Raw genomic sequence first — 24833 nt, forward strand, 5'->3', positions numbered from 1 at the left:
AAGAAAATATCACACGAAAACGTTTGCTTTATTCTGAGAACTGTATATTATGCGGCGGATTTTTTGGGCAAAATTCATGGAGGCGTTGTGTCGCAGGACAACAATTATAGCCAGGGCCCCGTCCCTCTGGCGGCGCGGAAGGGCGTGATTCCACTGACGTTTGTCATGTTGGGTTTAACGTTTTTTTCCGCCAGTATGTGGACCGGAGGGACACTCGGCACCGGTCTTTCTTATAATGATTTCTTCCTCGCAGTTCTCTTCGGTAATCTCCTCCTCGGTATCTACACTGCATTTCTTGGTTACATCGGCGCAAAAACCGGACTCTCCACCCACCTCCTTGCACGCTACTCCTTTGGCGTTAAAGGATCATGGCTTCCCTCGCTGCTGCTAGGCGGCACACAGGTCGGCTGGTTTGGCGTTGGCGTAGCGATGTTCGCTATTCCGGTCAGTAAAGCGACGGGCATTGATGCCAATATTCTGATTGCCGTTTCGGGTCTGCTGATGACCCTGACCATTTTTTTCGGCATCTCGGCGTTGACCATTTTGTCTATCATTGCCGTACCCGCGATCGTGATTCTGGGCAGCTACTCCGTCTGGCTGGCGGTCAGCGGCGTGGGTGGGCTGGAGCATTTAAAAACGATAGTGCCGCAGACGCCGCTGGATTTTTCCAGCGCGCTGGCGCTGGTGGTGGGCTCGTTTGTCAGCGCCGGTACATTAACCGCCGACTTCGTCCGCTTCGGGCGTCATGCCAAAAGCGCCGTACTGATTGCGATGGTCGCTTTTTTCCTCGGCAACTCGCTGATGTTTATCTTTGGCGCGGCAGGCGCTGCCGCTGTCGGTCAGGCGGATATCTCTGACGTGATGATAGCGCAGGGGCTGCTGCTGCCCGCGATTGTGGTGCTCGGCCTGAATATCTGGACCACCAACGATAACGCGCTGTACGCATCGGGTCTGGGCTTCGCCAATATTACCGGTCTTTCCAGCCGCACGCTGTCGGTGGTGAACGGGATTATCGGTACCGTGTGCGCGCTGTGGCTTTACAATAATTTTGTCGGCTGGCTGACGTTCCTGTCATCGGCCATCCCACCGATTGGCGGAGTGATTATTGCCGACTATCTGTTGAACCGCCGCCGCTATGCCGACTTCAACACCGTGCGCTTTATTCCCGTTAACTGGATTGCTATTCTTTCCGTCGCGCTGGGCATCGCCGCCGGACATTATGTTCCTGGTATTGTGCCCGTCAACGCCGTACTCGGCGGCGTCTTCAGCTATATCCTGCTGAATCCACTTTTCAACCGCAGCCTTGCTAAATCACCAGAGGTCAGCCATGCAGAACAATAACATCACCATTCGTCAGGCGCGTCTGCAGGGACACGAAGGATTATGGCAGATTACGATTGAAAACGGGCGCTTTAGCCGGATTGAGCCTCAGGAAGCCGCATCGTTACCGCAGGGCGAAGTGCTTGATGCCGAAGGCGGTCTGGCTATTCCACCGTTTGTTGAGCCACATATCCACCTGGATACCACGCAAACGGCGGGTGAACCGAGCTGGAACCAGTCCGGCACACTGTTTGAAGGGATTGAGCGCTGGGCAGAACGTAAAGCAATGCTCACGCATGAAGATGTGAAAGCGCGCGCGATGCAGACCCTGAAATGGCAGATGGCTAACGGCATCCAGTACGTTCGTACTCACGTTGACGTTTCAGATCCTACGCTCACCGCGCTGAAAGCCATGCTGGAAGTGAAGCAAGAGGTTGCGCCGTGGGTAGACCTGCAAATCGTCGCCTTTCCGCAAGAAGGTATTCTGTCTTATCCCAACGGTGAAGCGCTGTTAGAGGAAGCCGTGCGTTTGGGCGCTGACGTTATTGGTGCCATTCCGCACTTTGAGTTCACGCGGGAATATGGCGTTGAATCGCTGCACAAAATCTTTGCACTGGCGCAGAAATACGATCGCTTGATCGATGTGCACTGCGACGAAATTGATGACGAGCAGTCTCGCTTTGTCGAAACGGTCGCGGCGCTGGCGCATCGTGATGGCATGGGGGCGCGCGTGACCGCCAGCCACACCACGGCTATGCACTCGTACAACGGCGCGTATGCGTCACGCCTGTTCCGCCTGTTGAAAATGTCGGGGATTAACTTCGTCGCCAACCCGCTGGTGAATATTCATCTGCAAGGGCGGTTTGACACTTACCCGAAACGTCGTGGCGTCACGCGGGTGAAAGAGATGCTGGAAGCGGGGATCAACGTCTGCTTTGGCCATGATGACGTATTCGATCCGTGGTATCCATTAGGCACCGCAAATATGCTGCAGGTGCTGCATATGGGGTTACACGTTTGCCAGTTGATGGGGTATGGGCAAATCAACGATGGGTTAAATCTGATCACTACCCACAGCGCAAAAACCCTGCATTTACAGGACTACGGTATGAGCGTCGGCAATGCCGCGAATCTGGTTATCTTACCCGCTGAGAATGGATTCGATGCGGTACGTCGCCAGACGCCTGCCCGTTACTCGATTCGCCACGGGCGGGTTATTGCCGAGACGGTGCCGAGCCAGACGACGCTGCACCTGACCCAGCCGGAAGCCGTGACGTTTAAGCGTTAACCCGTCATACCCGCGCTCTCCGGCACATTCACCACGCAGCCCATAAGGGGCTGCGTTCGGAAGACTGCTGCGGCAAGAGATTCAGGCCGCCAGCAGACTGGCGCGTACTTTCACTACCACTTTTTTGATGTCATCTGGCTCACCCACTGCACATCCCGGTTTATGCGGTTCTCCCGGCATAAACACAGCAAACATCCCCGCTTGCAGCGTAATAGTCTGCTCGTCGGCAATTTGACTACAAAGCTGGTAATCCTCTTCAACGTGCATCTCCTCGCACTGGCGAGCGGCACCGGACATCCCAAACGCAATACGCTCGACGCCGGTTAGTAGTAGCTGAATATCAATGTATTGTTCATGCAATTCCGCTTTCTTCTCTGCCGGCATTTGCGTCGTTAACTGCATTACATTCATAAAGATATTGTCGCCCTGCAATTCATAGCGCCCCGGCGCTTTCTCCTGCGGTCTTGCCGCCAGCGCAAGAGTCAAGGCATCCAGCAGTCGCGGATGCAACCCGCAAGAAGGCAACGACTGTACTTCCCCCATCATCATAATGTGTCTCCTTGAGCTAACAACGCAGCGCCTAATAATCCTGCGTCATGCCGATAGCGAGCGGCGCTCAGCGCCACGTGATAAGGCGCAGGCTCTTGCATCAAAAACGCGCGAACCTGCTCCAGGTATCCCTCAGCTAACCCTACGCTGCCGCCAATGACCACACACTGGCAGTCGGTAGTCGCTTTCACATCGGCGATCATCCGCGCTATTACCTGCGCGGATTGGCTTACCAGATGTCGCGCCTGCTGATGACCTTCGCCAGCGCGAATAAATAGGGTTTTGGCGTCGCATCCCGCCAGATCGTCCCGCGCCGCCGCAGCCATCCCTCGTCCGGAGGCGATGGCCTCTACGCAGCCAACGCGTCCACAGCCGCATACGGGCCCGTGTGGGTCCGCCAGGGTGTGTCCCAGGTGCCCGGCCAGACCGCCTTTTCCGGTAAGGAGCTTGCCGTCACAGACAACGCCGCCGCCAACGCCGGTTGAAACGGTGATAAATACCATATCGCGGATATCATCAGGGAGCGCGTGATACTCCGCCCAGGCCGCCGCCTGCGCGTCGTTCACCGCCAGCGTCGGCAGGCCAGCGATCGTTTCCAGTGTTTGCACTAACGGAAAGTGTAGCAAGCCGCCCAGATTATGGGGGTTTAGCGCCAACAGCATCCCTTCCTGAATGATCCCGGTAGAAGCTATCGCTACCTGACGCGCCTCTGCCCGTAGCGGTTCAACCAGCGCCTTTAATGCTTCACGTAACGCATCCGGCGTTTTGCTCGCGGGGGTCGGCAGCTCGCGACGCTGGCTAATGCGCAAGTTGTTGTCGATGAGCGCGGCGGCAAGTTTAGTCCCGCCAATATCAATTGCTAACGTAGTCATGACGCCGCCTTTTTTAATGCGTCGTTATACCATCCACAGATATGTTCCAGACGGGTAATGGCGGACCCTACCGTCACCGCCCATGCGCCATAACGGATCGCCTCCGCCGCCAGTGCTGGCGAGTTATAGCGTCCTTCGGCTATCACCCGGCATCCGGCGTCATGCAACGCTTTGACTAAGGGCAGATCGGGTTCCTCCGGCGTATCGGGGGTGGTGTAGCCGGACATTGTCGTGCCGATAATGTCCGCGCCCAACCGTTGACAGGCGAGACCATCGTCCACGGATGAGCAGTCGGCCATCGCCAGTAGATGGTGGTGATGAATGCGCGCCAACAACGCCTCAACGGCTACCGGCCGTTGCCGAGCGGTTCCATCAACGGCGATAATAGCTGCTCCGGCCTGTGCCAGCGCATCTACATCGTCGAGAAAAGGGGTAATGCGCACTGGAGAGTCGTCCAAATCGCGTTTGATAATGCCGATAATGGGTACCGAAACGAGCGAGCGGGTCATACGCAGGTTGTCTATGCCTTCAATACGCACCGCAACCGCGCCCGCCTGTTCCGCTGCCAACGCCATTGCCGCTACAATCTCCGGCTTATCCAGCGGACTGCCCGGAACGGGCTGGCAGGAGACAATCAGGCCGCCAGAAGCGGCAATATTTTTATCCAGTTGTTCAAGTAACGACATACTACTCCCTTACAAATATTGCCCGGTTGAAAACCGGGCAAGCGGATTAACTTTTCGTTTTTACAAAGGCACCTTTACCACTGCCAAGCGGTACGGCTCCGCTGAACGGTTTGTCGTCAATAGCATCGTGGGTGCGTAACGCTTCCGGACGTAGCCAACGCTGTACGCGAGACGGCATATCAAGCCCAATAAGCAGGATCACGACAAACGTCAGGCTGAAAGAGAGCGATGCCAGCGCAGTGCCCAGATCCAGACGTTGAGCGATCAGCGCTCCCAGGATCGGTGCCAGCGCGCCGCCGAGCGCGCCGACGTTATAAGTAAAGCCCAGCCCCGCCGCGCGCTGATCGGTATCGAAGTAACCGCCGATCAGTTTCGGCAGAATCCCGGCAATCCCCTGCCCCAACATCTGTTGGAAAAACAGTAGCAGACCCAGAACCCAGACGTTTGTGCCGCCAATCGCAAAGACCGGAATAATGAGGATTTGCGAGGCCAGCAGGCTACAGACATATGCTTTACGCGTTCCCAGCCAGTCGCCAAGAAAACCGCCTACGCAGCAACCAACCGCCGCGCCAAATCCGCTAAAGAACAGGACATTCGCCACCGTATGCGGATCGTAGGCCAGCTCGGTTTTCAGATAAGTGGGTAATAGCGCCTGAATCGGCCAGGAATAGAGGAAAGCAAACAGTACCACCAGCATCAGCATGACGCCAGTGGGCCAGCGTTTACCGCTGCTCTGCACCATAAAGCTGATAAAGATAACCGCGCACAGTAGTCCCAGCCCCGCCACAATCGCAGCATTTTGTAGGTTACCGGCAAAACAGAACCACAGCGCAGCGGCGGCGGCGAAAGTCATTAAAATGTTGATGATGCGATGTTCGCCCCGATAAAGAATGTCGACCATCGTACGTACCGGCGCTTTACCCGCGTGTTTCTCTTTCCAGTCTTCCGCTTCCGGAATGTTTTTCCGCAGCCAGAGGGCGAAGATAATTGGCAAAATGCCAATGAAAAACAGCGCGCGCCAGCCCCAGACAGGCACCACCAGGCTGTACACCTGCGCGGCAACGACCGCGCCGACGGAGAAGCCGGAAATCAGAAAACCGCTGGCTTTATTGCGTAAATGTTTTGGCCAGCTTTCAATCACATAGGTCGCGCTGGAACCATATTCGCCCGCCATGCCCATACCAATCACCAGTCGGGCGATGAACATGGTGGTGTAACCGGGCGCAAACCCGCAGGCCAGGGTTCCCACTGAAAACAGGATGATGCTGCTGACCATCGCCAGACGACGCCCATAGCGATCGCCCATCGCGCCCAGTAATAACCCGCCGAACCAGCGAGAGATAAAAGCCGCAGAAATCAGGCTTGCCGCCTGTACTGTCGTCAGCCCAAATTCGCTTTGTACCTCAGTCAGTACAAGAGCAATCAACACAAAATCAAAACCATCAAGCAGATATCCCAGCCAGGCAGCGGAAAATGCCCGCCACTGCGCCCGGTTGAGATGGCGATACCACGGGATGTTCTGGGTAGAAGTACTCATTTTACTCTCCCGACGATTTTTGTTGTCGTTATGCCGAATGGCGGCTCCGCCTTATCCGGCCTACCGCTCACACTGTTGTAGGCCGGGCAAGCGTAGCGCCCCCGGCATTATGCTGTTACGCCTTTTCTTCCATCAGTTGTTGAGCCAGCGCCTTGAGCGCCGGCAGGTATTTTTCATCAACAGGCGCGAACGGTTTACGACACAGCGGCACCGATACCACGTCCATATAATGCAGGACCGTTTTCAGGCCGCGGAATACGCCGGTTTTAATCAGTAAATCAATAACCTTATTGCACTCGGTTTGCAGACGCTGCGCTTTCGCCACATCGCCCTCACGTAATGCCTGAACAATCCCCTGATAACGCCAGCCCATAATGTTGTATGTGCTGCCGATACCGCCGTCCGCGCCCGCCAGCAGGCCGGAAGCGAAGATTTCGTCATAACCGTTGTACAGCACCAGATCCGGATGCGCACGGCGGATCTGCTCCATCTGGAAGAGATCGCCGGAGGTTTGCTTCAGCGCGCTCACGCCCGGTAATGTCACCAGCGTATTGATCTGATCGAGGGTAAGTTTTACGCCGCTTAACGCCGGAATGTTGTATACCACCATCGGCAATCCATCTGCGGAATCAATGATTGCCCGATAATGGTCACAGTGCTCTTCAAAACTGAAAGGGTAATAAAAAGGCGTCACCGCAGAGACCGCATCAAAACCGTAACGCTTTGCGGCGCTGGCAAGCTGCTGGCTTTCTGCGGTGCTTACCGTCCCGACATGGGCGATCAGCGTGATTTTTCCCTTCGCCTCTTCGGCGACAATCTCCAGTACCTGCTCTCTTTCAGCAAGGCTCTGTACGAATGCTTCCCCGGTGGAACCGCCAACGTACAGCCCGTCGATACCCTGCCCGATGTTAAAACGCACCAGACGGCGCAGGCTTTCGCTATCCAGTTGCTGCTGATGATCAAATGGGGTCAACAACGCCGCCATTACGCCTTGCAATGCTTTTGCCATACCTACCTCTACGGATGATGAATATATTAACTACCTACCTTTATACCTGTTATACCAGATCAAATAAGCAGCAAATAATACAGAACGCTTATAGTGCGATCTGCTTCACTAAACCGGGATCGGAGGTGCGATCGCTACCGCATTTTTTGACTTTTTTTACCGAGCGCGTGCCATGTAGCGGAAACGCTATTGAGGTGGGTTTGCAGAGCGCGATCCGCTTTATCGGGATCTCGCTGGCGAATGGCATCAACAATCACAATATGCTGTTGATAACTCACGTTATTATGTTCATGCAGCTCACGATCGGGAACGCTTGGGCGAGCGGCGATTAGCCAGTCCAGCAGAGCAACATGAATAGCCATAAAGATCGGATTGCCGGGAATTTCAGCCAGCACCCGGTGAAACTCGACATCCGAACGAATAAACAGCGCGTTGTCATCCAGCGACTGGCTATTAATTTCCAGCGCTTTCGTTAACAACGCGATCTGCTCGTCGGTGGCATGTTCCGCCGCATAGCGTACCAGGCTGGATTCAAAGAAAAGCCGTAGCTGTTCAAAGTGAGCGATGCCGCCAGGATGAGTAAGAAAATCTTTCGCCATACCCGACAGTTCGCTGATGATGGTATCAGCAGAGGGGCGCGAGACGCGGGCGCGTTCGCCGTTATTGATTTGCACCAGGCCTTTACGCTTCAGCGCAGCTAACGCTTCACGCACGGAGGGACGTCCCACATTGAAGAAGGCCATTAATTCACGTTCAGACGGTAGCTGTTCTCCCTCGCCAAACTCATGACGGCGGATCATCTGCTCCAGCTCTTCCTCAACCATTTCAGACAGTTTTTTACGCGCCAGCGGACGGCGGCGCAAACTACGCCCGAGGGATGTCGGTGAATCTTCTGCTTGCGAATCAAATGCGTTCATAACGTCCATTCATGAGTGGTCGGTGGCAAATAATAGCAAGCTTATCGTAACACAGCTTCAAAAGCAGGGTGAACCCGCGAGGAGACCAAACAAAACAGGCCCTTCAGGGCCTGTTGATTATTTTACTACGCGTAGCGCCGGACGTCCGCCACGCGGCGGAGGCGGCTCGTCATCAGGGCTACTGTCGTCATCGTGGTCGGGCTTATCGCCATCAATGACGGACATCACGGTCTCGCTTTCCGCACCTGCGGTATTGTCATCATCATTTAAGCTGACAACGTCTTCATCATAGGCGGCTTCAGGCTCAAACATGGTGCCTGCGCCGTTTTCACGGGCGTAAATCGCCAGCACCGCAGCCAAAGGCACAGAAACCTGACGGGGAACGCCGCCGAAGCGCGCATTAAAACGCACTTCATCATTAGATAGCTCCAGATTACCTACCGCCCGCGGCGCAATATTAAGGACGATTTGCCCATCACGCGCATATTCCATAGGGACATGCACGCCAGGCAGCATCACATCCACCACCAGATGCGGGGTCAACTGGTTATCCAGCAACCACTCGTAGAAAGCACGCAACAGATAGGGACGACGCGGCGTCAACTGTGACAAATCCATACAGGTTAACCCCGACCGAGGCGCATTTCACGTTCAGCTTCGGTTAAAGAAGCCAGGAAAGAATCACGTTCAAAGACTCGGGTCATATAGCCTTTCAGCTCTTTCGCCCCTGCGCCGCTGAATTCAATACCCAACTGCGGTAAACGCCACAGGAGAGGCGCCAGGTAGCAATCAACCAGGCTGAATTCGTCGCTCAGGAAATACGGTTTCTGACCAAATACCGGCGCAATCGCCAGCAGCTCTTCACGCAGTTGTTTACGCGCAGAGTCGGCCTCGGAAGCAGACCCGTTTACGATGACGTTCATCAGCGTATACCAGTCTTTTTCAATACGGTGCATGTACAGACGGCTTTCACCGCGCGCGACCGGATAAACCGGCATCAGCGGCGGATGAGGGAAACGCTCATCCAGATATTCCATAATGATGCGAGATTCCCACAGGGTCAGCTCACGATCCACCAGTGTCGGAACGCTTTGATTCGGGTTGAGGTCAATCAGATCCTGAGGTGGATTGTCCTTTTCCACATGTTCGATCTCAAAACTAACACCCTTTTCAGCCAACACAATGCGGACCTGATGGCTATAGATGTCAGTAGGACCAGAAAACAGCGTCATTACCGAACGTTTGTTGGCAGCGACAGCCATGAAAACCTCCAGGTATATTCAGAATTTTTACTGCTACCAGCCACAATGTGACCAGCCAGATGTTATGTCACCCAGGGCGAAAAAAGCCATCATTGCTCAGAAACGAGACAAAAAATGAACATTCCCCGCTATTTGGGCAGAAAATTGGATGATAGTTTACCAGATTTTGTGACCTTTGTGGTGAGTCGATTCTGGAAATGAGGAAAAAGAGATATTCCTGGTCTGAAATGCTCGCCCCACCTGAGATATTGTCTTTCGCCTGTTATGCCTGTACTACCGGTGCGCCCCAGCCATCAAAACTGCCGCCATGTTTTTCAGCCAGATCGGTAAGCTGGCAAGTGATTTCTGTCATATGCCATTGTTGCGGAGCATCGGTGCTGATAAAAGACGCCATAAACCCCTGTTGCGGGTCATTCATTCGAATACTGACCAGCGTTATGCCATACGGTAATGCAGCAATATCTTGCGCCAGGTCGCGCGCGGCGACTTCTGTAGGCAATGTCGCATAATAATCAATAGCGCGCGGAAGCGTCAGATCATCACCTTGTTCCTGTAATCCCCGGCACACGCGGGAATCGTGTATCCAGTTCCAGTCGTATCGGGTTGGATACAAGAACTGGCGGTAAAAGTTTCCTTTATCATTGTGACTCTCTCTATAACTAAAAGAGATTTCCGGGCCACCAGCGAGCAATTTATCCAGCGTCTTTTCCCAGTTAAGATCCTCTTCCGACATGAACACAAAATCGCGCCAGCCTTGTTGGGTAACCACACCCACCAGCCAGATCGGAAACGTCTTCCCCTTTTCATCAAGCCAGTCCTCTATACGATTTAAACGCTGTGTTTCATCGGGCTGCGGCAAACCATTTTCATAACAGTTGGTGTAATGAACACGTAAGAACCCGGTATGGATAAGGCGATCAAATTTTTCATCCTGAATGGCGCCGATATCCACACGTATCCCCGTAACATGGTCATCCACCGTTGTTATAAAGAATTCCCATTTATTCGACAGCATTAACGACTCTTTCTTAGTAAACAATGCGTTAAAAAATCCCACTGTGACTTCCTTTTCTCTGAGCGTGCATGAAAGATGAATAAGATGAGAATAATGCTAAAGATAGGGAGGAAAAGAGACTGGATTCGGACTTTAGCCATAAAAAAACCCGCCGAAGCGGGTTTTTTCGCTAACAGTTGTCTGCCGAAGCAGAAACCCATTAACGTTTGGAGAACTGCGGACGACGACGTGCTTTACGCAGGCCGACTTTCTTACGTTCAACCTGACGAGCGTCACGAGTAACGAAGCCAGCTTTACGCAGTTCGCCACGCAGGGACTCGTCGTACTCCATCAGAGCGCGGGTGATACCGTGACGGATCGCACCAGCCTGACCAGAGATACCACCACCTTTAACAGTGATGTACAGATCCAGTTTCTCAACCATGTCGACCAGTTCCAGCGGCTGACGAACTACCATGCGGGCAGTTTCACGACCGAAGTACTGTTCCAGAGAACGTTGGTTGATAACGATTTTACCGTTGCCCGGTTTGATGAAAACGCGAGCTGCGGAACTTTTGCGGCGACCAGTGCCGTAGTATTGATTTTCAGCCATTGCCTATAATCCCGATTAGATGTCAAGAACTTGCGGTTGCTGTGCCGCGTGGTTGTGCTCGTTGCCCGCGTAAACTTTCAGTTTACGGAACATAGCACGACCCAGCGGGCCTTTTGGCAGCATGCCTTTAACCGCGATTTCAATCACACGCTCAGGACGGCGGGCAATCATCTCTTCAAAGGTCGCTTGTTTGATACCACCGATGTGGCCGGTGTGGTGATAGTACACTTTGTCAGTACGCTTGTTGCCGGTTACAGCAACTTTGTCAGCGTTCAGAACGATGATGTAATCACCGGTATCTACGTGCGGAGTGTATTCCGCTTTGTGCTTACCGCGCAGGCGACGAGCCAGTTCAGTAGCCAGACGGCCCAGAGTTTTACCGGTCGCGTCAACAACATACCAGTCGCGTTTTACGGTTTCTGGTTTAGCTGTAAAAGTTTTCATTAAAAGCTTACCCAAATAAATAAGTTACACGTTGGTGAACACCCAAACGTTTAAATAGTTGAGGTTCACACGACAAAGTCCGGTAAACCTACCCCCTCGGATATGTTTGGCCGGCACAGAGAAAGTTTGGGAAAAAACTCTCTTGTAACGTGGGGTCGCAGGATTATAGAGAAGTCCAGGTCAAAGATCGACCCCTTTTTGCGATTTGCCGCGGGTTTTGTTCAGGCCTGGTTCACCCTCCGGTAGGGGAGGTTGCACAGATATGATACCGCACAATGCCGGAGCGCTGCGCTTGTCCGGCTTACGGCATATGCTCCCGCTTGAGATACTCCGCACTCTGCATCTCTTGCAGGCGCGACAGACAGCGCTGAAATTCAAACTTGAGCCGCTCCCCCTGATAAATCTCATATAACGGCGCGGCGGCGCTGACCACCAGCTTAACGTGGCGCTCGTAAAACTCATCCACCAGAGCAATAAAGCGGCGCGCTTCGTTCTCCATCAGCGGCGTCATGACCGGCACGTCAAACAGCAGAACCGTGTGAAATAACCTTGAGAGCGCAATGTAATCATGCTGGCTGCGGGCCTCGACGCACAGCGTAGCGAAAGAGACCGCTAACGTTTGGTTTTCAACGCCCAGGGTGGATAAAGGGCGATGATTGATTTCCAGCGTCGGAGCGTGCTCGCGCGCGGCCCCCGCTAACGCCAACCATAGTTTATCCATTTGCCGCCGGGTTTCATCATTAAGCGGCGTTAGCCATAAATGGGCCTGCGTCAGCGTCCGCAGTCGGTAATCGACGCCGGCGTCCACATTCATAATATCGCAGTGCTGTTTAATGGCATCGATAGCCGGCAGGAAGCGGGCGCGTTGCAAACCGTTGCGGTAGAGTTCATCCGGCGGAATATTGGAGGTCGCGACCAGCGTAATGCCGCGTGCAAACAGCGCTTTCATTAAACCGCCCAACAGCATGGCGTCGGTAATATCGGTGACGAAAAACTCATCGAAACACAGTACGTCCGTCTCGGTTTTAAACCGATCGGCAATAATGTCTAACGGATCGATCTGCCCCTGTAGCGCGGTAAGTTCTTCATGCACGCGCAGCATAAACCGATGAAAATGCAGGCGTAGTTTTCGCTCGCCCGGCAGGCTGTGGTAGAAGAGATCCATGAGCCATGTTTTGCCGCGCCCCACGCCCCCCCACATATACAGCCCGCGAACCGGTATTTGCGTGTCCGGTTCGTTTTTGCCTAATAATTTCCCCAGTCGCGCTATCAGACCGCCGGGTGGCGTAGCCGACGATTTTTTCGCGGTGAGCGCCTGATAAAGGGTTTCCAGACGGTCGACCGCCTCTTTCTGTACGTCGTCAGGCTGATGGGTGCCTTCGTTGAGTGCCTGGAGATAACGCGATGTAGGGGAAAGGCTTTGCATAATGTTATTGTTATTCCTTGAAAATCGATGTGCCGTCGTTCACGGCTGACGAAAAAAAGGCCGTTCTACACTACGCGATATGCTGTCGGGATTCCACTTCTACGGAATTAGCGGTTATAGTGGCATAATCAGGCGCGGGCATGGAGCCTGGAGCCAACACCCTACGGAAACATAAGACAACGGGAGATGTTCATGACCTGGGAATATGCGCTAATTGGATTAGTCGTCGGTATCATCATTGGTGCCGTGGCCATGCGTTTTGGTAATCGTAAGTTACGTCAACAGCAGGCATTGCAGTACGAACTGGAAAAAAACAAAGCTGAGCTGGAAGAGTACCGTGAAGAGCTGGTTAGCCACTTCGCCCGCAGCGCGGAACTGCTGGATACCATGGCGCATGATTACCGCCAGCTGTATCAGCATATGGCGAAAAGCTCCAGCAGCCTGCTGCCGGAAATGTCTGCGGAGTCGAATCCGTTCCGTAACCGTCTGGCGGAGTCTGAGGCGAGCAACGATCAGGCACCAGTACAAATGCCACGTGATTATTCTGAAGGCGCGTCTGGCCTGTTACGTAGCGGCGCAAAGCGCGATTAATCGCACGCCGTTAAGAAATTTATCGGGCGCATCGCTTGCGCCCTCTCTCTATCTTTCCTGTCCCAGCTATTATCATTGTTACCAGGCTGAAAATTCAATAACATCAATCTGTTTTGAATTGTCTATCCGTTCATTCAAGGTACGAGAGCAGCATCCATGAAAAAACACACCCAGCTGTTAAGTGCATTAGCGTTAAGTGTCGGGTTAACTCTTTCGGCACCGTTTCCAGCCCTTGCATCGATACCAGGCCAGGTACCAGGCCAGGCGACGCTGCCAAGCCTTGCCCCTATGCTGGAGAAAGTGCTGCCTGCTGTCGTCAGCGTAAAAGTCGAGGGAACCGCCGCCCAGAGCCAAAAAGTGCCGGAGGAGTTTAAAAAATTCTTTGGCGAGGATCTGCCAGACCAGCCGTCCCAGCCGTTTGAAGGACTCGGTTCGGGGGTGATTATCGATGCCGCGAAAGGCTATGTATTAACCAATAATCATGTGATTAATCAGGCACAGAAGATCAGTATTCAACTGAATGACGGACGCGAATTCGACGCGAAGCTGATCGGCGGCGACGACCAGAGCGATATCGCTCTGTTACAAATTCAGAATCCCAGCAAGTTAACGCAAATTGCCATCGCCGATTCCGACAAACTCCGCGTCGGCGATTTCGCCGTGGCGGTCGGTAATCCGTTTGGCCTTGGGCAAACCGCCACCTCCGGGATTATTTCAGCGCTGGGACGCAGCGGGCTTAATCTGGAAGGGCTTGAGAACTTTATTCAAACCGATGCCTCTATTAACCGCGGCAACTCCGGCGGCGCGCTGCTTAACCTGAACGGCGAGCTGATCGGGATTAATACCGCGATCCTCGCGCCAGGGGGCGGGAGCATCGGCATTGGCTTTGCTATTCCTTCCAATATGGCGCAGACGCTGGCACAGCAGTTGATTCAGTTCGGCGAAATCAAACGCGGATTGCTGGGAATTAAAGGCACTGAAATGACTGCTGATATCGCTAAGGCATTCAAACTGAACGTTCAGCGTGGCGCTTTTGTCAGCGAGGTTTTACCCAATTCAGGTTCGGCGAAGGCCGGGGTGAAATCCGGAGACGTGATTATCAGTCTTAACGGTAAGCCGCTGAATAGCTTTGCCGAACTGCGTTCGCGTATCGCCACCACCGAACCGGGCACGAAAGTGAAGCTGGGCCTGCTGCGCGATGGTAAGCCGCTGGAGGTGGAAGTCACGCTGGATTCCAATACCTCTTCTTCCGCCAGCGCCGAAATGATCGCCCCGGCGTTGCAAGGCGCGACGTTGAGCGACGGCCAGCTGAAAGACGGGACGAAAGGCGTTAAGGTTGATAGCGTCGAAAAAAGCAGTCCTGCCGCGCAGGCCGGTTTGCAAAAAGATGATGTTATCATCGGCGTTAATCGCGATCGCATCAGTTCTATCGCCGAAATGCGCAAAGTGATGGCGGCAAAACCGTCCATCATTGCTCTTCAGGTAGTACGCGGCAACGAGAACATTTATCTATTGCTGCGCTAATCCTGTCTTAAACCGGGCATCAGCCTGCGATGTGATGTCCGGTTAACTCATGGTATGCTGCTGCCGTTCCCTTTTTTAACGACGCCTCCATCATGTTTGTGAAGCTCTTACGTTCGGTCGCAATAGGTTTAATTGTCGGCGCTATTCTGTTGGCCGTCATGCCTTCTTTGCGCAAAATTAATCCTATCGCCGTCCCGCAATTCGACAGTACCGATGAGACGCCAGCCAGTTATAATTTTGCGGTTCGCCGCGCCGCGCCTGCCGTCGTCAATGTCTATAACCGCAGTATGAACAGTACCGCGCATAATCAACTGGAAATCCGCACGCTGGGTTCCGGCGTGATCATGGATCAACGCGGTTATATTATTACTAACAAGCACGTGATTAACGATGCCGATCAGATTATCGTCGCGCTACAGGATGGCCGCGTCTTTGAAGCGCTACTGGTTGGCTCCGATTCGCTTACCGATCTGGCGGTGCTGAAGATCAACGCCACTGGCGGGCTACCTACCATCCCGATTAATACAAAACGTACACCGCATATTGGCGACGTCGTACTGGCTATCGGCAACCCATATAATCTGGGACAGACCATCACCCAGGGGATCATCAGCGCAACGGGTCGTATCGGCTTGAACCCGACGGGGCGACAGAATTTTCTCCAGACCGACGCCTCGATTAACCACGGTAATTCCGGCGGCGCGCTGGTCAACTCGTTAGGCGAACTGATGGGGATCAACACCCTCTCTTTTGATAAGAGTAACGATGGTGAAACGCCGGAAGGCCTTGGTTTTGCGATTCCTTTCCAGCTAGCCACGAAAATTATGGATAAGCTTATCCGCGACGGTCGCGTGATTCGCGGCTATATCGGTATTGGCGGACGAGAAATCGCGCCGCTGCACGCGCAGCAGGGTAGCGGCATGGACCCGATTCAGGGCATTGTCGTTAATGAAGTGACGCCAAACGGCCCCGCCGCGCTTGCCGGTATTCAGGTTAATGATTTGATTATTTCGGTCAATAATAAACCCGCCGTGTCCGCGCTGGAGACGATGGATCAGGTGGCGGAAATCCGCCCGGGCTCCGTCATTCCGGTCGTGGTAATGCGGGATGATAAGCAGCTCACGTTCCAGGTGACAGTGCAGGAATACCCGGCGTCGAACTAAAACGACGCAGCTTTTGCCTGCGTCGTTCGACGGCTAGTCAATAAAGACTGGCCCTGCCGGAAAATGCGCCAGGAAACTCGTGAAGATCAGCAGAGCGGGGAGACTTTTCTCCCCGACGGCCTCTTCACGCAGCGCCTTATCGAGTGCCAATAAGCCAGACTCGCCCCCTTCCCCCAGAATGCCACCCATCCAGAGCAGTCGTTGCGCCTGTTGACGCGCATACTGCGATGCGCTTTTCCAGGCGACCAGATGCAGCAACGTTTGTAACAGCAGGATCCGAGACGCGTGACCATCGCGTTGTAATCGCCTGAATACGGGTAATGCAATACTACGTACCGTCGAGAAACCGCTCGCCGCTTCCCCCTCAATCGGCGATAAACAAACAGCCGCCTGTTTGACGAAATCGCATAGCTGATTGTGTGTTAATGGCCGCTCGCCTGCGCTCATATACCCTGCGGCAAAACAGAGTAACCCGATACCCTGAGCCCAATCGGTTGATGGCAGAATCCCCTGCGGAACATTCGGTGCCGACGTCTGTGCGGCACAAAGCCCCTCGTCGTAACACTGTGCAAAACGTTGCTCATATATTGCTGAGTTGACGCCAGACCACGGCAGTAAATGCAGCGCTGGCTCAAGCTCAGTTATCTGATTCACCGTCTCAACAACATAATGCAAGATGGTTTCTCTGGATGGCATGGATGTACCTTGCCGAAACGCAACCATTTCACTCATTACTGTGTCCTCATTTGGCGGGAGCAGAATCACTGCTCCCGATTAGATTGGATTACATTGCCAGCACGTACTTGAGCATCACGCCCGCCGCAATGGCCGAACCGATAACCCCCGCCACGTTCGGGCCCATCGCGTGCATCAGCAGGAAGTTCTGCGGGTCTGATTCCAGCCCCACTTTGTTCGATACGCGGGCTGCCATCGGCACCGCCGACACCCCTGCCGAACCGATAAGCGGGTTGATTTTGTTCTTACTGCACAGGTTCAGCAGCTTCGCCATCAGCACCCCGGCCGCCGTCCCAATCCCGAACGCAATCACACCCAGCAGCAGAATGCCCAGCGTCTGCGGCTGCAGGAACTTATCCGCGACCAGCTTCGCGCCCACCGACAGTCCGAGGAAAATGGTCACGATATTAATCAGCCCGTTCTGTACCGTGTCGCTCAGACGCTCCACCACGCCGCTTTCACGCATCAGATTGCCAAAGCAGAACATTCCCAGCAGCGGCGCCGCGTCCGGCAGCAGCAGCGCCACCAGTAGTAACAGCACCACCGGAAAGAGGATTTTTTCCCGCTTACTCACCGTGCGCAGCTGCACCATGCGGATTTTCCGCTCCTTCTCCGAGGTCAGCGCGCGCATAATCGGCGGCTGGATTAACGGCACCAGCGCCATATACGAGTACGCCGCCACCGCGATGGTCCCCAGCAGCTCCGGCGCCAGCTTGCCCGACAGGTAAATGGCCGTCGGACCGTCCGCGCCGCCGATAATGCCGATGGCCGCCGCCTGCGGCAGGGTGAAGGAAATCAGGCCGAAGTAGTTCAGCGTCAGCGCCCCGAGCACCGTGGCGAAGATACCGAACTGCGCCGCCGCCCCCAGCAGCAGGGTGCGCGGGTTGGCCAGCAGCGGGCCGAAGTCGGTCATCGCGCCGACGCCCATGAAGATGACCAGCGGCGCGACACCGGAGCCAATCGCCACTTTATAGAACAGCGCCAGCACCCCCGGCGTGTAACCCATGTCCACCGCCAGGTTCTCCATCTGTCCCTGCACCGACGGCAGCGCCAGCGCTAATGCCTCTTTAATGGCGTGCACGTCCGGCGCGCAGTTAAGCTTCGCGGCAATCACCGCCAGCTGCCCGGCGTCGTGATGGGCCAGCAGGCTCTCCAGCGCGGTCAGCGCCATACCCGCTTCCGGGATGTTCGACAGCAGACCGCCGAAGCCAATCGGCAGCAACAGTAACGGTTCGAACTTCTTCGCAATCGCCAGCCACAGCAGCAGCAGGCTGACCAGCAGCATGATGGCCTGGCCTGCGCCAAGGTGCATCAGCCCCATGCCCTGAAGCAGGGCGTTCAGACTTTCCATTTCTGCTCCTCGTCCTTACGCCAGCGTCATCAGGGTGTCACCGACGGAGACTGCGTCGCCGGACTTCACCGCGATACCGCGGACGGTGCCGGCCTGCGCGGCGCGGATTTCGGTTTCCATCTTCATGGCTTCCAGAATCAGCAGCACATCGCCTTCGGCCACCGTCTGGCCCTCGGTGGCAATCACCTTCCAGATGTTGCCCGCCAGCGGGGCGGTGACCGGTGTGCCTGCGCCTGCCGGGGCGGCAGCCTGAACCGGTGCGGAAGACGGGGTGGCAGCAGTGAGCTGGCTGATATCGCCGCCGTCGCTGACCTTCACCACAAAGGCTTTGCCTTCCACTTCCACGGTGTAGATACCGGAAGCTGCAGGCTTCTCTGCTTTTGCCACCGGCTGCGCGGCTTCCGCCTGCGGTACCGGCTCAAACGCCGCCGGGTTATGGCGGTTCTCAAGGAATTTGAGGCCAGGCTGCGGGAACAGCGCCACGGTGAGCACGTCGTCGATGGCGTTTCCCGCCAGAGTAATCCCCTTCTCCTGCGCCTGGCGCCTGACGTCCGCTTCCAGTTCAGCCAGCTCCGGCCTCAGCAGGTCCGCCGGACGGCAGGTCACCGGAGCGCCCCCTTCCAGCACGCGGGCCTGTAACGCGGCGTTAACCGGCACCGGGGTGTGGCCGTATTCGCCTTTCAGAATGCCCGCCGTTTCTTTGGCGATGGTTTTGTAGCGCTCGCCGGTCAGCACGTTGAGCACCGCCTGGGTGCCGACAATCTGCGAGGTCGGGGTCACCAGCGGGATAAAGCCGAGGTCCTCGCGCACGCGGGGGATTTCCGCCAGCACCTGGTCGAGTTTATCCGCCGCGTTCTGCTGCTTCAGCTGGCTTTCGAGGTTGGTGAGCATTCCGCCCGGTACCTGGGCCACCAGAATACGGCTGTCGTAGCCCTTCAGCTGGCCTTCAAAGGCGTGATACTTTTTGCGCACCTCGCGAAAGTACGCGGCGATGCTCTCCAGCTTCAGGATATCCAGCCCGGTGTCATGCTCAGTACCTGCCAACGTCGCCACCAGCGCCTCGGTGGCCGGGTGGCCGTAGGTGGCGCTCATGGAGGAAATCGCCGTGTCGACGCCGTCGACGCCCGCCTCGATGGCCTTCAGCAGCGCCATCTCCGCCATCCCGGTGGTGGCGTGACAGTGCAGGTGCAGGCGCACCTCAAAACGTTTTTTGATTTCGCTGACCAGCTCATACGCCGCCATCGGTGTAAGAATGCCGGACATATCCTTGATGGCAATCGAGTCAACGCCGGTTTCCAGCAGTTGTTCGGTCAGGTCCAGCCAGGTCTGCAGGGTGTGCGCCGGGCTGGTAGTGTAACTCAGGGTGCCCTGGGCGTGCGCGCCGTGGCTGCGCACCGCCTGCAGGGCCGCTTTCATATTGCGCGGGTCGTTCATGGCGTCGAAGACGCGGAAGACGTCCATGCCGTTTTTCACCGCGCGTTCGACAAAACGGGCGACCACGTCATCGGCGTAGTGGCGGTAGCCGAGCAGGTTCTGGCCGCGCAGCAGCATCTGCAGGGGGGTCTTCGGCATGGCCTTTTTCAGCTCGCGCAGGCGGACCCACGGGTCTTCGCCGAGGAAGCGGATGCAGGCGTCGAAGGTGGCGCCGCCCCAGCATTCGAGGGAGCCGTAGCCCACGTCGTCGAGCTGAGCGGCAATCGGCAGCATATCGTCAAGGCGCAGGCGGGTGGCGAACAGGGACTGGTGGGCGTCACGCAGGACGACGTCGGTAATGGCAATGGTCATGGATCCCTCCGGGAAATTAAACGTGGTGGCGGTGATGGTGAATGGCGGCGGCAATCACCGGCTTTAAGCGGGTGAAGTCGTCCACGGCGGGAACGGCGCGCGGTGCGGGCGCGGCGACAGGTTCCGGGAAGAAGCGAGTAATCACGGCGGACATGCCGCGGATGGCGAAAATCAGCAGGAACAGAAACGCCAGCACGAACCCCATGCCGAGAAACATCAGGGTGAAGCCTTCACCTAATAGCAGAGCTGCATTAGTCATAAAATAGCCTTCAGGCAGGAGGCACGATAATGGGGCTATTTATGACGATGAAATAATAAGGGTGGATTTCCCTGAGCCGCCCCCGGCCAGAGCCCTTGGTTATTATTATCGTCATAACGTATTACCACCATTATCGTGCAATTTACGTAATCAGGTTTATTTGATGAAACTTACGTTCTGGCATATTTCATCAGCGACGAGCTCTTTACGCTGATTAAAAATAATTTTGTTCTGTTCAAACAGATTATTCCCATGGGTATCAATAGAAACAATCAGCGGGCCAAACTCTTTAACCCGACAGACCCACAGCGTTTCCGGCATCCCCAGATCGCGCCATTGGGCATCTTCAATTTCTTCCACGCACACGGCGGCTACAACCGCACAACCGGCAGGGAATACGCAGTGCAGCGCTTTGTGTTCAGCACAGCCCTCTTCGGTACCTTTACCCATACCGCCTTTACCCACAATTAATTTCACGCCGGTCTGCGCAATAAATTCTTTTTCGAATTTCTCCATACGCATGCTGGTGGTTGGTCCAACGGAGACCATTTCAAACTTATCGTCTTCGCCTTTAATTGGGCGGACAATGGGGCCAGCGTGTAAAATAGCGCCGCCGCGAACATCTACCGGAAGTTCGCGACCACCTTCAATTAAACGGCGATGGGCTACGTCACGGCAGGTAACAATATGACCGTTGAGATAAATAATATCGCCAGCCTTAATATCCGCTAAATCTTCATCTTTAATTGGCGTAGTCAGGATTTTTTTAGTCATCAGAAATTCACTCCGCTGTGAGACGTAATGGTGTAATTCAAATCTTTATCGAAAACGATATGCCCTTTACGGTGCGACCAGCAGCCGACGTTTACCGCCACGCCGATGGTAGAAGGATGACGCGCGGTGTTTTCAATGTTCACGCCCATAACGGAGGTATTACCGGACATCCCCTGCGGCCCCAGGCCAATTTTGTTAATGCCTTCTTCCAGCATTTTTTCCAGCGAGGCTGCACGCTCATTCTCGTTATGCGAACCGATCGGACGCATCAGCGCTTTTTTCGATAGCAGTGCCGCCGTTTCAACAGAGGTCGCTACGCCCACGCCAACCAGCAGCGGCGGACACGCGTTGAGGCCGTAGCTGGTCATCACATCCAGTACAAAGCGGGTCACACCTTCATAGCCTGCACCCGGCATCAGCACCATCGCTTTCCCCGGCAGAGAACAACCACCGCCTGCCATATAGGTATAAATGCTGCACTGATCGGAATTGGGAACGATCTCCCAGAAGACCGTCGGCGTACCTTTACCCACGTTTTTACCGGTGTTGTATTCATCAAAAGTTTCTACGCTGTTGTGGCGCAGCGGAGAATCTACAGTTGCTTTGATCACCGCCTCACGCAACAACGCTTCCAGCTCGCCAATCAGCGGAAAGTTCGTCCCGCACTCCACCAGAAACTGAATGACACCGGTGTCCTGGCAGGAAGGTCGATCCAGCTCTTTCGCCAGACGCTGGTTCTCAATCATGGTAGTAAAGATGACGTCGGCCAGTTTACTGGTCTCTTTCTTATGCAAATCTTCCAGTTTTGCAGTGACATCATCAGGCAAAACTTTGCCGGTATATCCCACAAACTTGGCCATAACGTCGGTCATATGGGATATCTGTTCACTTTTACTCATAAATGCTCCTTAGTCAGAACAGCTTCCGTTAATTACGGATGAAAAGGGAAAAGGATTGGCAGCAGGATCAAGCTGACAATGGTTGAAACGATAATCAGGGGGATACCGGCCTTAGCGTAGTCGACAAATTTATAGCCACCCGCGGAGAGCACCATCATGTTGGCAGGCATACCGATAGGGGTTGCGTAGGCGCAGGAACCGCCAATGACCGTCGCCATCAGAACCGCACGCGGGTCGGCCCCCATGCCTGCGGCAATGGACAAACTCACCGGCACCAATAGCGCTGTCGTTGCGGTATTGGACATAAAGTTGGTCATCACAACGGATAAGGCGAAAACGGCGATCAGCAACATGAACGGTGAGGAGTTTTGCCCCAGCATGCCGATTACATAGTCCGCAACCAGCTTGCCTGCCCCGGTCATTTCCAGCGCTTTTGCCAGCGCCAGGGTGCCGCCAAAGATAAAAATAGTCTGTGAATCAATGGCTTTATAGGCCTGTTTTTCCGTGAGTACGCCGCTTACTACCAGCACAAGAGCGCCAATACAACCGGTCACGGCCAGGCTGACACCGATCTTCTTCTCAAAGATCATGCCAAGGATCGTTGCGATCAACACCACGAGTGAGAGCCGTTGTTTCCACTGTGGAACATGGCTGTAGTCACGTTGCTCCCCGACGCTCCCCACCTCACCGCCGGTCGCATTATTCGGCAGAAAGCGATAGCCAATAGTCAGGAAGTAGAGAATGCCGCAGATGAGCATCGGGAGACCGATTTTTGCGTATTCAAAAAAGCCAAAGCCGCCGCCAATATTCTGTAGCGCAGACTGCGCGATAAGATTTCCCGGCGCGCCAATTAACGACAGGTTACCGCCCAACGCAGCGGCGAAAACCAGCGGCATCAGTAGACGAGAACGCGAGAAGCCCGATTTTGCCGCCACGCCGATCACCACCGGAATCAAAACCGCAGCGGTACCGGTGTTAGAGAGGACGCCAGACATCAAACCCACCACCACCATAATGGTGAAGATCAGCTGTTTTTCTGTTTTCGCGAAGCGCGTGATGACGCCGCCCACTTTGTTTGCCATACCGGTCTCGAACAACGCGCCCCCCACGATGAACATCGCGACAAAGAGGATGACATTAGTGTCGATAAAGCCAGCAAAGGCCTGTTTGATATTCAGAACTCCGGTGATCACTAAGGCCACGCAGACAATCATGGAAGTGACGGCCAGTGGCACTTTTTCCCATACAAACATGACGATAGCGAACACCAATAAACATAAGGTAAGGGTAATGGGTTCCATATTTATAATTATCCAATCAATGATATATGATATTGTATCCAATGTTGACAGGGAGAAATTATTCCCATACAAAAACTAAGTCAAATCGTTTCTCAGGAAAGATGCAGGAGTGGGATCTACATCAAGATCGTGGTTAGATCGTTACTGGACGTGATTAATAGAATTGAAGAATTGGTTGAAGCGCCTGCGATGCTCACGCAGGCGAAAAGATCAGGCAGAAGGGTCACCAACATAGCGGGTCAGCATATTCTCCATTGAGCGAATAATGTGTTCGCGCATGCGCTGGCGTGCCAATGTTTCATCATGAAGTTCAAGAGCTTGCAGAATACTTTTATGTTCCTGAATGGAAATCACGGCATACTCTTCTTCGGTGACCTTATGGCCCATCGACAGGCCGTTCCACATATTACAGAGCAACATTTTCATTTTTTCGTTGCCAGCAACATTCCATATTTCCATATGAAATGCCTGATTCAGGTCGGAGTATTCCGCCGAGTTATTTTCCGCGAGAGCCTTTTCAGCGGCATAATGCACCTGGGCTATCCGCGAGATATCGGTGCCAGGACGAGAAGCTTTAGCCACCGCCTCACTTTCTAACAGCGCGCGAATTTCATAGTGTTCACGGATCGTTTGTTCATTGATGCCCAACACCACCGCCCCTTTATTAGGGCGCACTTTTATCAGCCCATCCGCCGCCAGAATCTGAAACGCCTCGCGCACTGGCATACTGGACACGCCGACCATTCCGGCAATGCCTTCTAACGTAATCTCCTGCCCTTCCACTAACTCCCTCGAAAGAATCGCTTTACGCAGCACTGCCGCGACCTGTTCTTTCGCTGAAAGAAGCTTAATCTTCCCTAACTTAGGCTTCTGCACTTTCCCAATCCTTCATATGTTGACGCATTATTTCTGCTAAAGAGAGGAAATAACGCTGCATAACTTGCCCAATCTCATCACGCCGCCCCTGGCGTATGACGTCAGCCAGTTCAGCGAAAAGCTGCGCCGACTCCTGATTATCTTTTTTCAGATGCAAAATAACATAAGAGACATAACCGTCCAGGAACTGCTGATACACCTTTTCCAGATAGCGGTTATTCACATAAGAAATCAGCATCGCATGACACTCCAGTTCGCAGGATTTGTCTTCTGCGACAGCCAGCGCTTGCGCACGTATCAGGAGGGCATCGCCTACTTCGCTGGGTATCAGCGAAAACATTTCGGCGGCCATCGCGGCAATCACGCGAAAAATATGACTCACGCGATCGGCCTCAAGATGCGCGACCTGCATGTGCCTGTTGGGCAGTCGGATTAAAAAACCTTCCTGTTCGAGTGACTGTAGCGCTTCTCGAACCGGCATTCGTGAAAGACCAAGCTGCTCCGCAATACTTTCCTGCGCGAGTTCTTCTCCCGCTTTTATATTGCCGGAAAGAATTTCATAGCGAAGCATTTGCGTAATGTGATCGCGGGTTTGCGTTCTTTGGATCTTTTTCACGACGTTCTCGTTAATAACCGATAAGACGTGAGGAGTTTAGCA

At 54.3% G+C, this 24833-nt stretch carries 26 protein-coding genes; 5 read left to right on the top strand and 21 right to left on the bottom strand.

The features are described from left to right. Positions 1–87: 87 nt before the first annotated feature. Both codB and ACLJZ5_RS09030 read left to right on the top strand, forming a co-directional pair. Entirely contained in the window at positions 88–1341 is a 1254-nt protein-coding gene (gene codB, locus ACLJZ5_RS09025) for a cytosine permease (RefSeq protein ID WP_000076263.1), read from the top strand. Beyond that, complete coding sequence (locus tag ACLJZ5_RS09030; protein WP_024797487.1) at positions 1328–2608, top strand: cytosine deaminase; 1281 nt, start codon at positions 1328–1330, stop codon at positions 2606–2608. Before codB ends, ACLJZ5_RS09030 begins: the two co-directional genes overlap by 14 nt. Positions 2609–2689: 81 nt before the next feature. Here the strand turns inward: ACLJZ5_RS09030 and nanQ are convergent, their stop codons facing one another. From nanQ to zapE, 12 genes are all read right to left on the bottom strand, one after another. After that, the gene (gene nanQ / locus ACLJZ5_RS09035; protein WP_000979900.1) at positions 2690–3157 is read right to left on the bottom strand and encodes an N-acetylneuraminate anomerase; all 468 of its coding nucleotides are present in this window, start codon (positions 3155–3157) and stop codon (positions 2690–2692) included. Beyond that, positions 3154–4029: an N-acetylmannosamine kinase gene (nanK, locus tag ACLJZ5_RS09040; RefSeq protein WP_000208983.1), complete on the bottom strand. Its 876-nt coding sequence runs from the start codon at positions 4027–4029 to the stop codon at positions 3154–3156. The genes nanQ and nanK overlap by 4 nt, the downstream gene beginning before the upstream one ends. Next, positions 4026–4715, bottom strand: coding sequence for an N-acetylmannosamine-6-phosphate 2-epimerase (locus ACLJZ5_RS09045; protein WP_000054439.1), 690 nt, complete (start codon positions 4713–4715; stop codon positions 4026–4028). Before ACLJZ5_RS09045 ends, nanK begins: the two co-directional genes overlap by 4 nt. Positions 4716–4761: 46 nt before the next feature. Continuing rightward, positions 4762–6252, bottom strand: a complete 1491-nt coding sequence (gene nanT, locus ACLJZ5_RS09050; RefSeq protein WP_000108071.1) for a sialic acid transporter NanT — start codon at positions 6250–6252, stop codon at positions 4762–4764. Positions 6253–6367: 115 nt separating this feature from the next. Then, positions 6368–7261, bottom strand: coding sequence for an N-acetylneuraminate lyase (nanA, locus tag ACLJZ5_RS09055; protein ID WP_001029667.1), 894 nt, complete (start codon positions 7259–7261; stop codon positions 6368–6370). A 134-nt stretch (positions 7262–7395) separates the two neighbouring features. Next, the gene (nanR, locus tag ACLJZ5_RS09060) at positions 7396–8187 is read right to left on the bottom strand and encodes a transcriptional regulator NanR (RefSeq protein WP_000382926.1); all 792 of its coding nucleotides are present in this window, start codon (positions 8185–8187) and stop codon (positions 7396–7398) included. A gap of 108 nt (positions 8188–8295) precedes the next feature. After that, complete coding sequence (gene sspB / locus ACLJZ5_RS09065) at positions 8296–8796, bottom strand: ClpXP protease specificity-enhancing factor (RefSeq protein ID WP_000366112.1); 501 nt, start codon at positions 8794–8796, stop codon at positions 8296–8298. Between the two features lie 5 nt (positions 8797–8801). Continuing rightward, positions 8802–9440 carry a stringent starvation protein SspA gene (sspA, locus tag ACLJZ5_RS09070; RefSeq protein WP_000257298.1) on the bottom strand — a complete coding sequence of 213 codons (639 nt, stop codon included), beginning with the start codon at positions 9438–9440 and terminating at the stop codon, positions 8802–8804. Positions 9441–9702: 262 nt separating this feature from the next. Further along, complete coding sequence (locus ACLJZ5_RS09075) at positions 9703–10455, bottom strand: DUF695 domain-containing protein (RefSeq protein WP_000950539.1); 753 nt, start codon at positions 10453–10455, stop codon at positions 9703–9705. Positions 10456–10654: 199 nt separating this feature from the next. Further along, complete coding sequence (gene rpsI, locus ACLJZ5_RS09080) at positions 10655–11047, bottom strand: 30S ribosomal protein S9 (RefSeq protein WP_000829815.1); 393 nt, start codon at positions 11045–11047, stop codon at positions 10655–10657. 15 nt (positions 11048–11062) lie between these two features. Further along, positions 11063–11491, bottom strand: a complete 429-nt coding sequence (gene rplM / locus ACLJZ5_RS09085; RefSeq protein ID WP_000847559.1) for a 50S ribosomal protein L13 — start codon at positions 11489–11491, stop codon at positions 11063–11065. A 301-nt stretch (positions 11492–11792) separates the two neighbouring features. Then, entirely contained in the window at positions 11793–12917 is a 1125-nt protein-coding gene (gene zapE, locus ACLJZ5_RS09090; protein ID WP_024797488.1) for a cell division protein ZapE, read from the bottom strand. Positions 12918–13109: 192 nt separating this feature from the next. On the opposite strand from zapE, the gene zapG reads away from it, so the two are divergent. From zapG to degS, 3 genes are all read left to right on the top strand, one after another. After that, the gene (zapG, locus tag ACLJZ5_RS09095; protein WP_001519074.1) at positions 13110–13508 is read left to right on the top strand and encodes a Z-ring associated protein ZapG; all 399 of its coding nucleotides are present in this window, start codon (positions 13110–13112) and stop codon (positions 13506–13508) included. Between the two features lie 156 nt (positions 13509–13664). After that, entirely contained in the window at positions 13665–15032 is a 1368-nt protein-coding gene (degQ, locus tag ACLJZ5_RS09100) for a serine endoprotease DegQ (RefSeq protein ID WP_000716690.1), read from the top strand. 92 nt (positions 15033–15124) lie between these two features. Further along, complete coding sequence (gene degS, locus ACLJZ5_RS09105; RefSeq protein WP_000497705.1) at positions 15125–16195, top strand: outer membrane-stress sensor serine endopeptidase DegS; 1071 nt, start codon at positions 15125–15127, stop codon at positions 16193–16195. Positions 16196–16228: 33 nt separating this feature from the next. On the opposite strand, the gene ACLJZ5_RS09110 is transcribed toward degS, so the two are convergent. The 9 genes from ACLJZ5_RS09110 to ACLJZ5_RS09150 form a co-directional block, all read right to left on the bottom strand. Further along, complete coding sequence (locus tag ACLJZ5_RS09110) at positions 16229–16960, bottom strand: triphosphoribosyl-dephospho-CoA synthase (RefSeq protein ID WP_024797489.1); 732 nt, start codon at positions 16958–16960, stop codon at positions 16229–16231. Between the two features lie 19 nt (positions 16961–16979). Then, positions 16980–18281 carry an oxalacetate decarboxylase subunit beta gene (locus tag ACLJZ5_RS09115; RefSeq protein WP_080161332.1) on the bottom strand — a complete coding sequence of 434 codons (1302 nt, stop codon included), beginning with the start codon at positions 18279–18281 and terminating at the stop codon, positions 16980–16982. 15 nt (positions 18282–18296) lie between these two features. Next, positions 18297–20066 (bottom strand): sodium-extruding oxaloacetate decarboxylase subunit alpha, encoded by a 1770-nt coding sequence (gene oadA, locus ACLJZ5_RS09120; RefSeq protein ID WP_080152070.1) that lies wholly within the window; start codon positions 20064–20066, stop codon positions 18297–18299. Between the two features lie 16 nt (positions 20067–20082). Continuing rightward, on the bottom strand, positions 20083–20325 hold the full coding sequence (locus ACLJZ5_RS09125; protein ID WP_000180119.1) for an oxaloacetate decarboxylase subunit gamma: 243 nt from the start codon (positions 20323–20325) through the stop codon (positions 20083–20085). A gap of 156 nt (positions 20326–20481) precedes the next feature. Further along, a complete protein-coding gene (gene ttdB / locus ACLJZ5_RS09130; protein WP_023218130.1) occupies positions 20482–21099 on the bottom strand; it encodes a L(+)-tartrate dehydratase subunit beta in 618 nt (205 codons plus the stop codon). Further along, the gene (gene ttdA, locus ACLJZ5_RS09135; RefSeq protein WP_000045350.1) at positions 21099–21998 is read right to left on the bottom strand and encodes a L(+)-tartrate dehydratase subunit alpha; all 900 of its coding nucleotides are present in this window, start codon (positions 21996–21998) and stop codon (positions 21099–21101) included. Before ttdA ends, ttdB begins: the two co-directional genes overlap by 1 nt. Before the next feature lie 32 nt (positions 21999–22030). Next, entirely contained in the window at positions 22031–23299 is a 1269-nt protein-coding gene (locus ACLJZ5_RS09140) for an SLC13 family permease (RefSeq protein WP_000433390.1), read from the bottom strand. Positions 23300–23509: 210 nt separating this feature from the next. Continuing rightward, a complete protein-coding gene (locus ACLJZ5_RS09145; protein ID WP_001171581.1) occupies positions 23510–24175 on the bottom strand; it encodes a GntR family transcriptional regulator in 666 nt (221 codons plus the stop codon). Then, complete coding sequence (locus ACLJZ5_RS09150; RefSeq protein ID WP_000723776.1) at positions 24162–24791, bottom strand: GntR family transcriptional regulator; 630 nt, start codon at positions 24789–24791, stop codon at positions 24162–24164. Before ACLJZ5_RS09150 ends, ACLJZ5_RS09145 begins: the two co-directional genes overlap by 14 nt. Positions 24792–24833: the final 42 nt, after the last annotated feature.

It is taken from the genome of Salmonella sp. 5800 (genome assembly GCF_046558195.1).
In the GTDB taxonomy this organism is placed as follows: Bacteria; Pseudomonadota; Gammaproteobacteria; order Enterobacterales; family Enterobacteriaceae; genus Salmonella; species Salmonella enterica.

What these genes read in the sequence shown, in the direction of transcription:
- ACLJZ5_RS09030 (WP_024797487.1), top strand. Translation starts at nt 1,328, where the DNA reads ATGCAGAACAATAACATCACCATTCGTCAGGCGCGTCTGCAGGGACAC.
- nanQ (WP_000979900.1), bottom strand. Translation starts at nt 3,157, where the DNA reads ATGATGATGGGGGAAGTACAGTCGTTGCCTTCTTGCGGGTTGCATCCG.
- nanK (WP_000208983.1), bottom strand. Translation starts at nt 4,029, where the DNA reads ATGACTACGTTAGCAATTGATATTGGCGGGACTAAACTTGCCGCCGCG.
- ACLJZ5_RS09045 (WP_000054439.1), bottom strand. Translation starts at nt 4,715, where the DNA reads ATGTCGTTACTTGAACAACTGGATAAAAATATTGCCGCTTCTGGCGGC.
- nanT (WP_000108071.1), bottom strand. Translation starts at nt 6,252, where the DNA reads ATGAGTACTTCTACCCAGAACATCCCGTGGTATCGCCATCTCAACCGG.
- nanA (WP_001029667.1), bottom strand. Translation starts at nt 7,261, where the DNA reads ATGGCAAAAGCATTGCAAGGCGTAATGGCGGCGTTGTTGACCCCATTT.
- nanR (WP_000382926.1), bottom strand. Translation starts at nt 8,187, where the DNA reads ATGGACGTTATGAACGCATTTGATTCGCAAGCAGAAGATTCACCGACA.
- sspB (WP_000366112.1), bottom strand. Translation starts at nt 8,796, where the DNA reads ATGGATTTGTCACAGTTGACGCCGCGTCGTCCCTATCTGTTGCGTGCT.
- sspA (WP_000257298.1), bottom strand. Translation starts at nt 9,440, where the DNA reads ATGGCTGTCGCTGCCAACAAACGTTCGGTAATGACGCTGTTTTCTGGT.
- ACLJZ5_RS09075 (WP_000950539.1), bottom strand. Translation starts at nt 10,455, where the DNA reads ATGCTGTCGAATAAATGGGAATTCTTTATAACAACGGTGGATGACCAT.
- rpsI (WP_000829815.1), bottom strand. Translation starts at nt 11,047, where the DNA reads ATGGCTGAAAATCAATACTACGGCACTGGTCGCCGCAAAAGTTCCGCA.
- rplM (WP_000847559.1), bottom strand. Translation starts at nt 11,491, where the DNA reads ATGAAAACTTTTACAGCTAAACCAGAAACCGTAAAACGCGACTGGTAT.
- zapE (WP_024797488.1), bottom strand. Translation starts at nt 12,917, where the DNA reads ATGCAAAGCCTTTCCCCTACATCGCGTTATCTCCAGGCACTCAACGAA.
- zapG (WP_001519074.1), top strand. Translation starts at nt 13,110, where the DNA reads ATGACCTGGGAATATGCGCTAATTGGATTAGTCGTCGGTATCATCATT.
- degQ (WP_000716690.1), top strand. Translation starts at nt 13,665, where the DNA reads ATGAAAAAACACACCCAGCTGTTAAGTGCATTAGCGTTAAGTGTCGGG.
- degS (WP_000497705.1), top strand. Translation starts at nt 15,125, where the DNA reads ATGTTTGTGAAGCTCTTACGTTCGGTCGCAATAGGTTTAATTGTCGGC.
- ACLJZ5_RS09115 (WP_080161332.1), bottom strand. Translation starts at nt 18,281, where the DNA reads ATGGAAAGTCTGAACGCCCTGCTTCAGGGCATGGGGCTGATGCACCTT.
- oadA (WP_080152070.1), bottom strand. Translation starts at nt 20,066, where the DNA reads ATGACCATTGCCATTACCGACGTCGTCCTGCGTGACGCCCACCAGTCC.
- ACLJZ5_RS09125 (WP_000180119.1), bottom strand. Translation starts at nt 20,325, where the DNA reads ATGACTAATGCAGCTCTGCTATTAGGTGAAGGCTTCACCCTGATGTTT.
- ttdB (WP_023218130.1), bottom strand. Translation starts at nt 21,099, where the DNA reads ATGACTAAAAAAATCCTGACTACGCCAATTAAAGATGAAGATTTAGCG.
- ttdA (WP_000045350.1), bottom strand. Translation starts at nt 21,998, where the DNA reads ATGAGTAAAAGTGAACAGATATCCCATATGACCGACGTTATGGCCAAG.
- ACLJZ5_RS09140 (WP_000433390.1), bottom strand. Translation starts at nt 23,299, where the DNA reads ATGGAACCCATTACCCTTACCTTATGTTTATTGGTGTTCGCTATCGTC.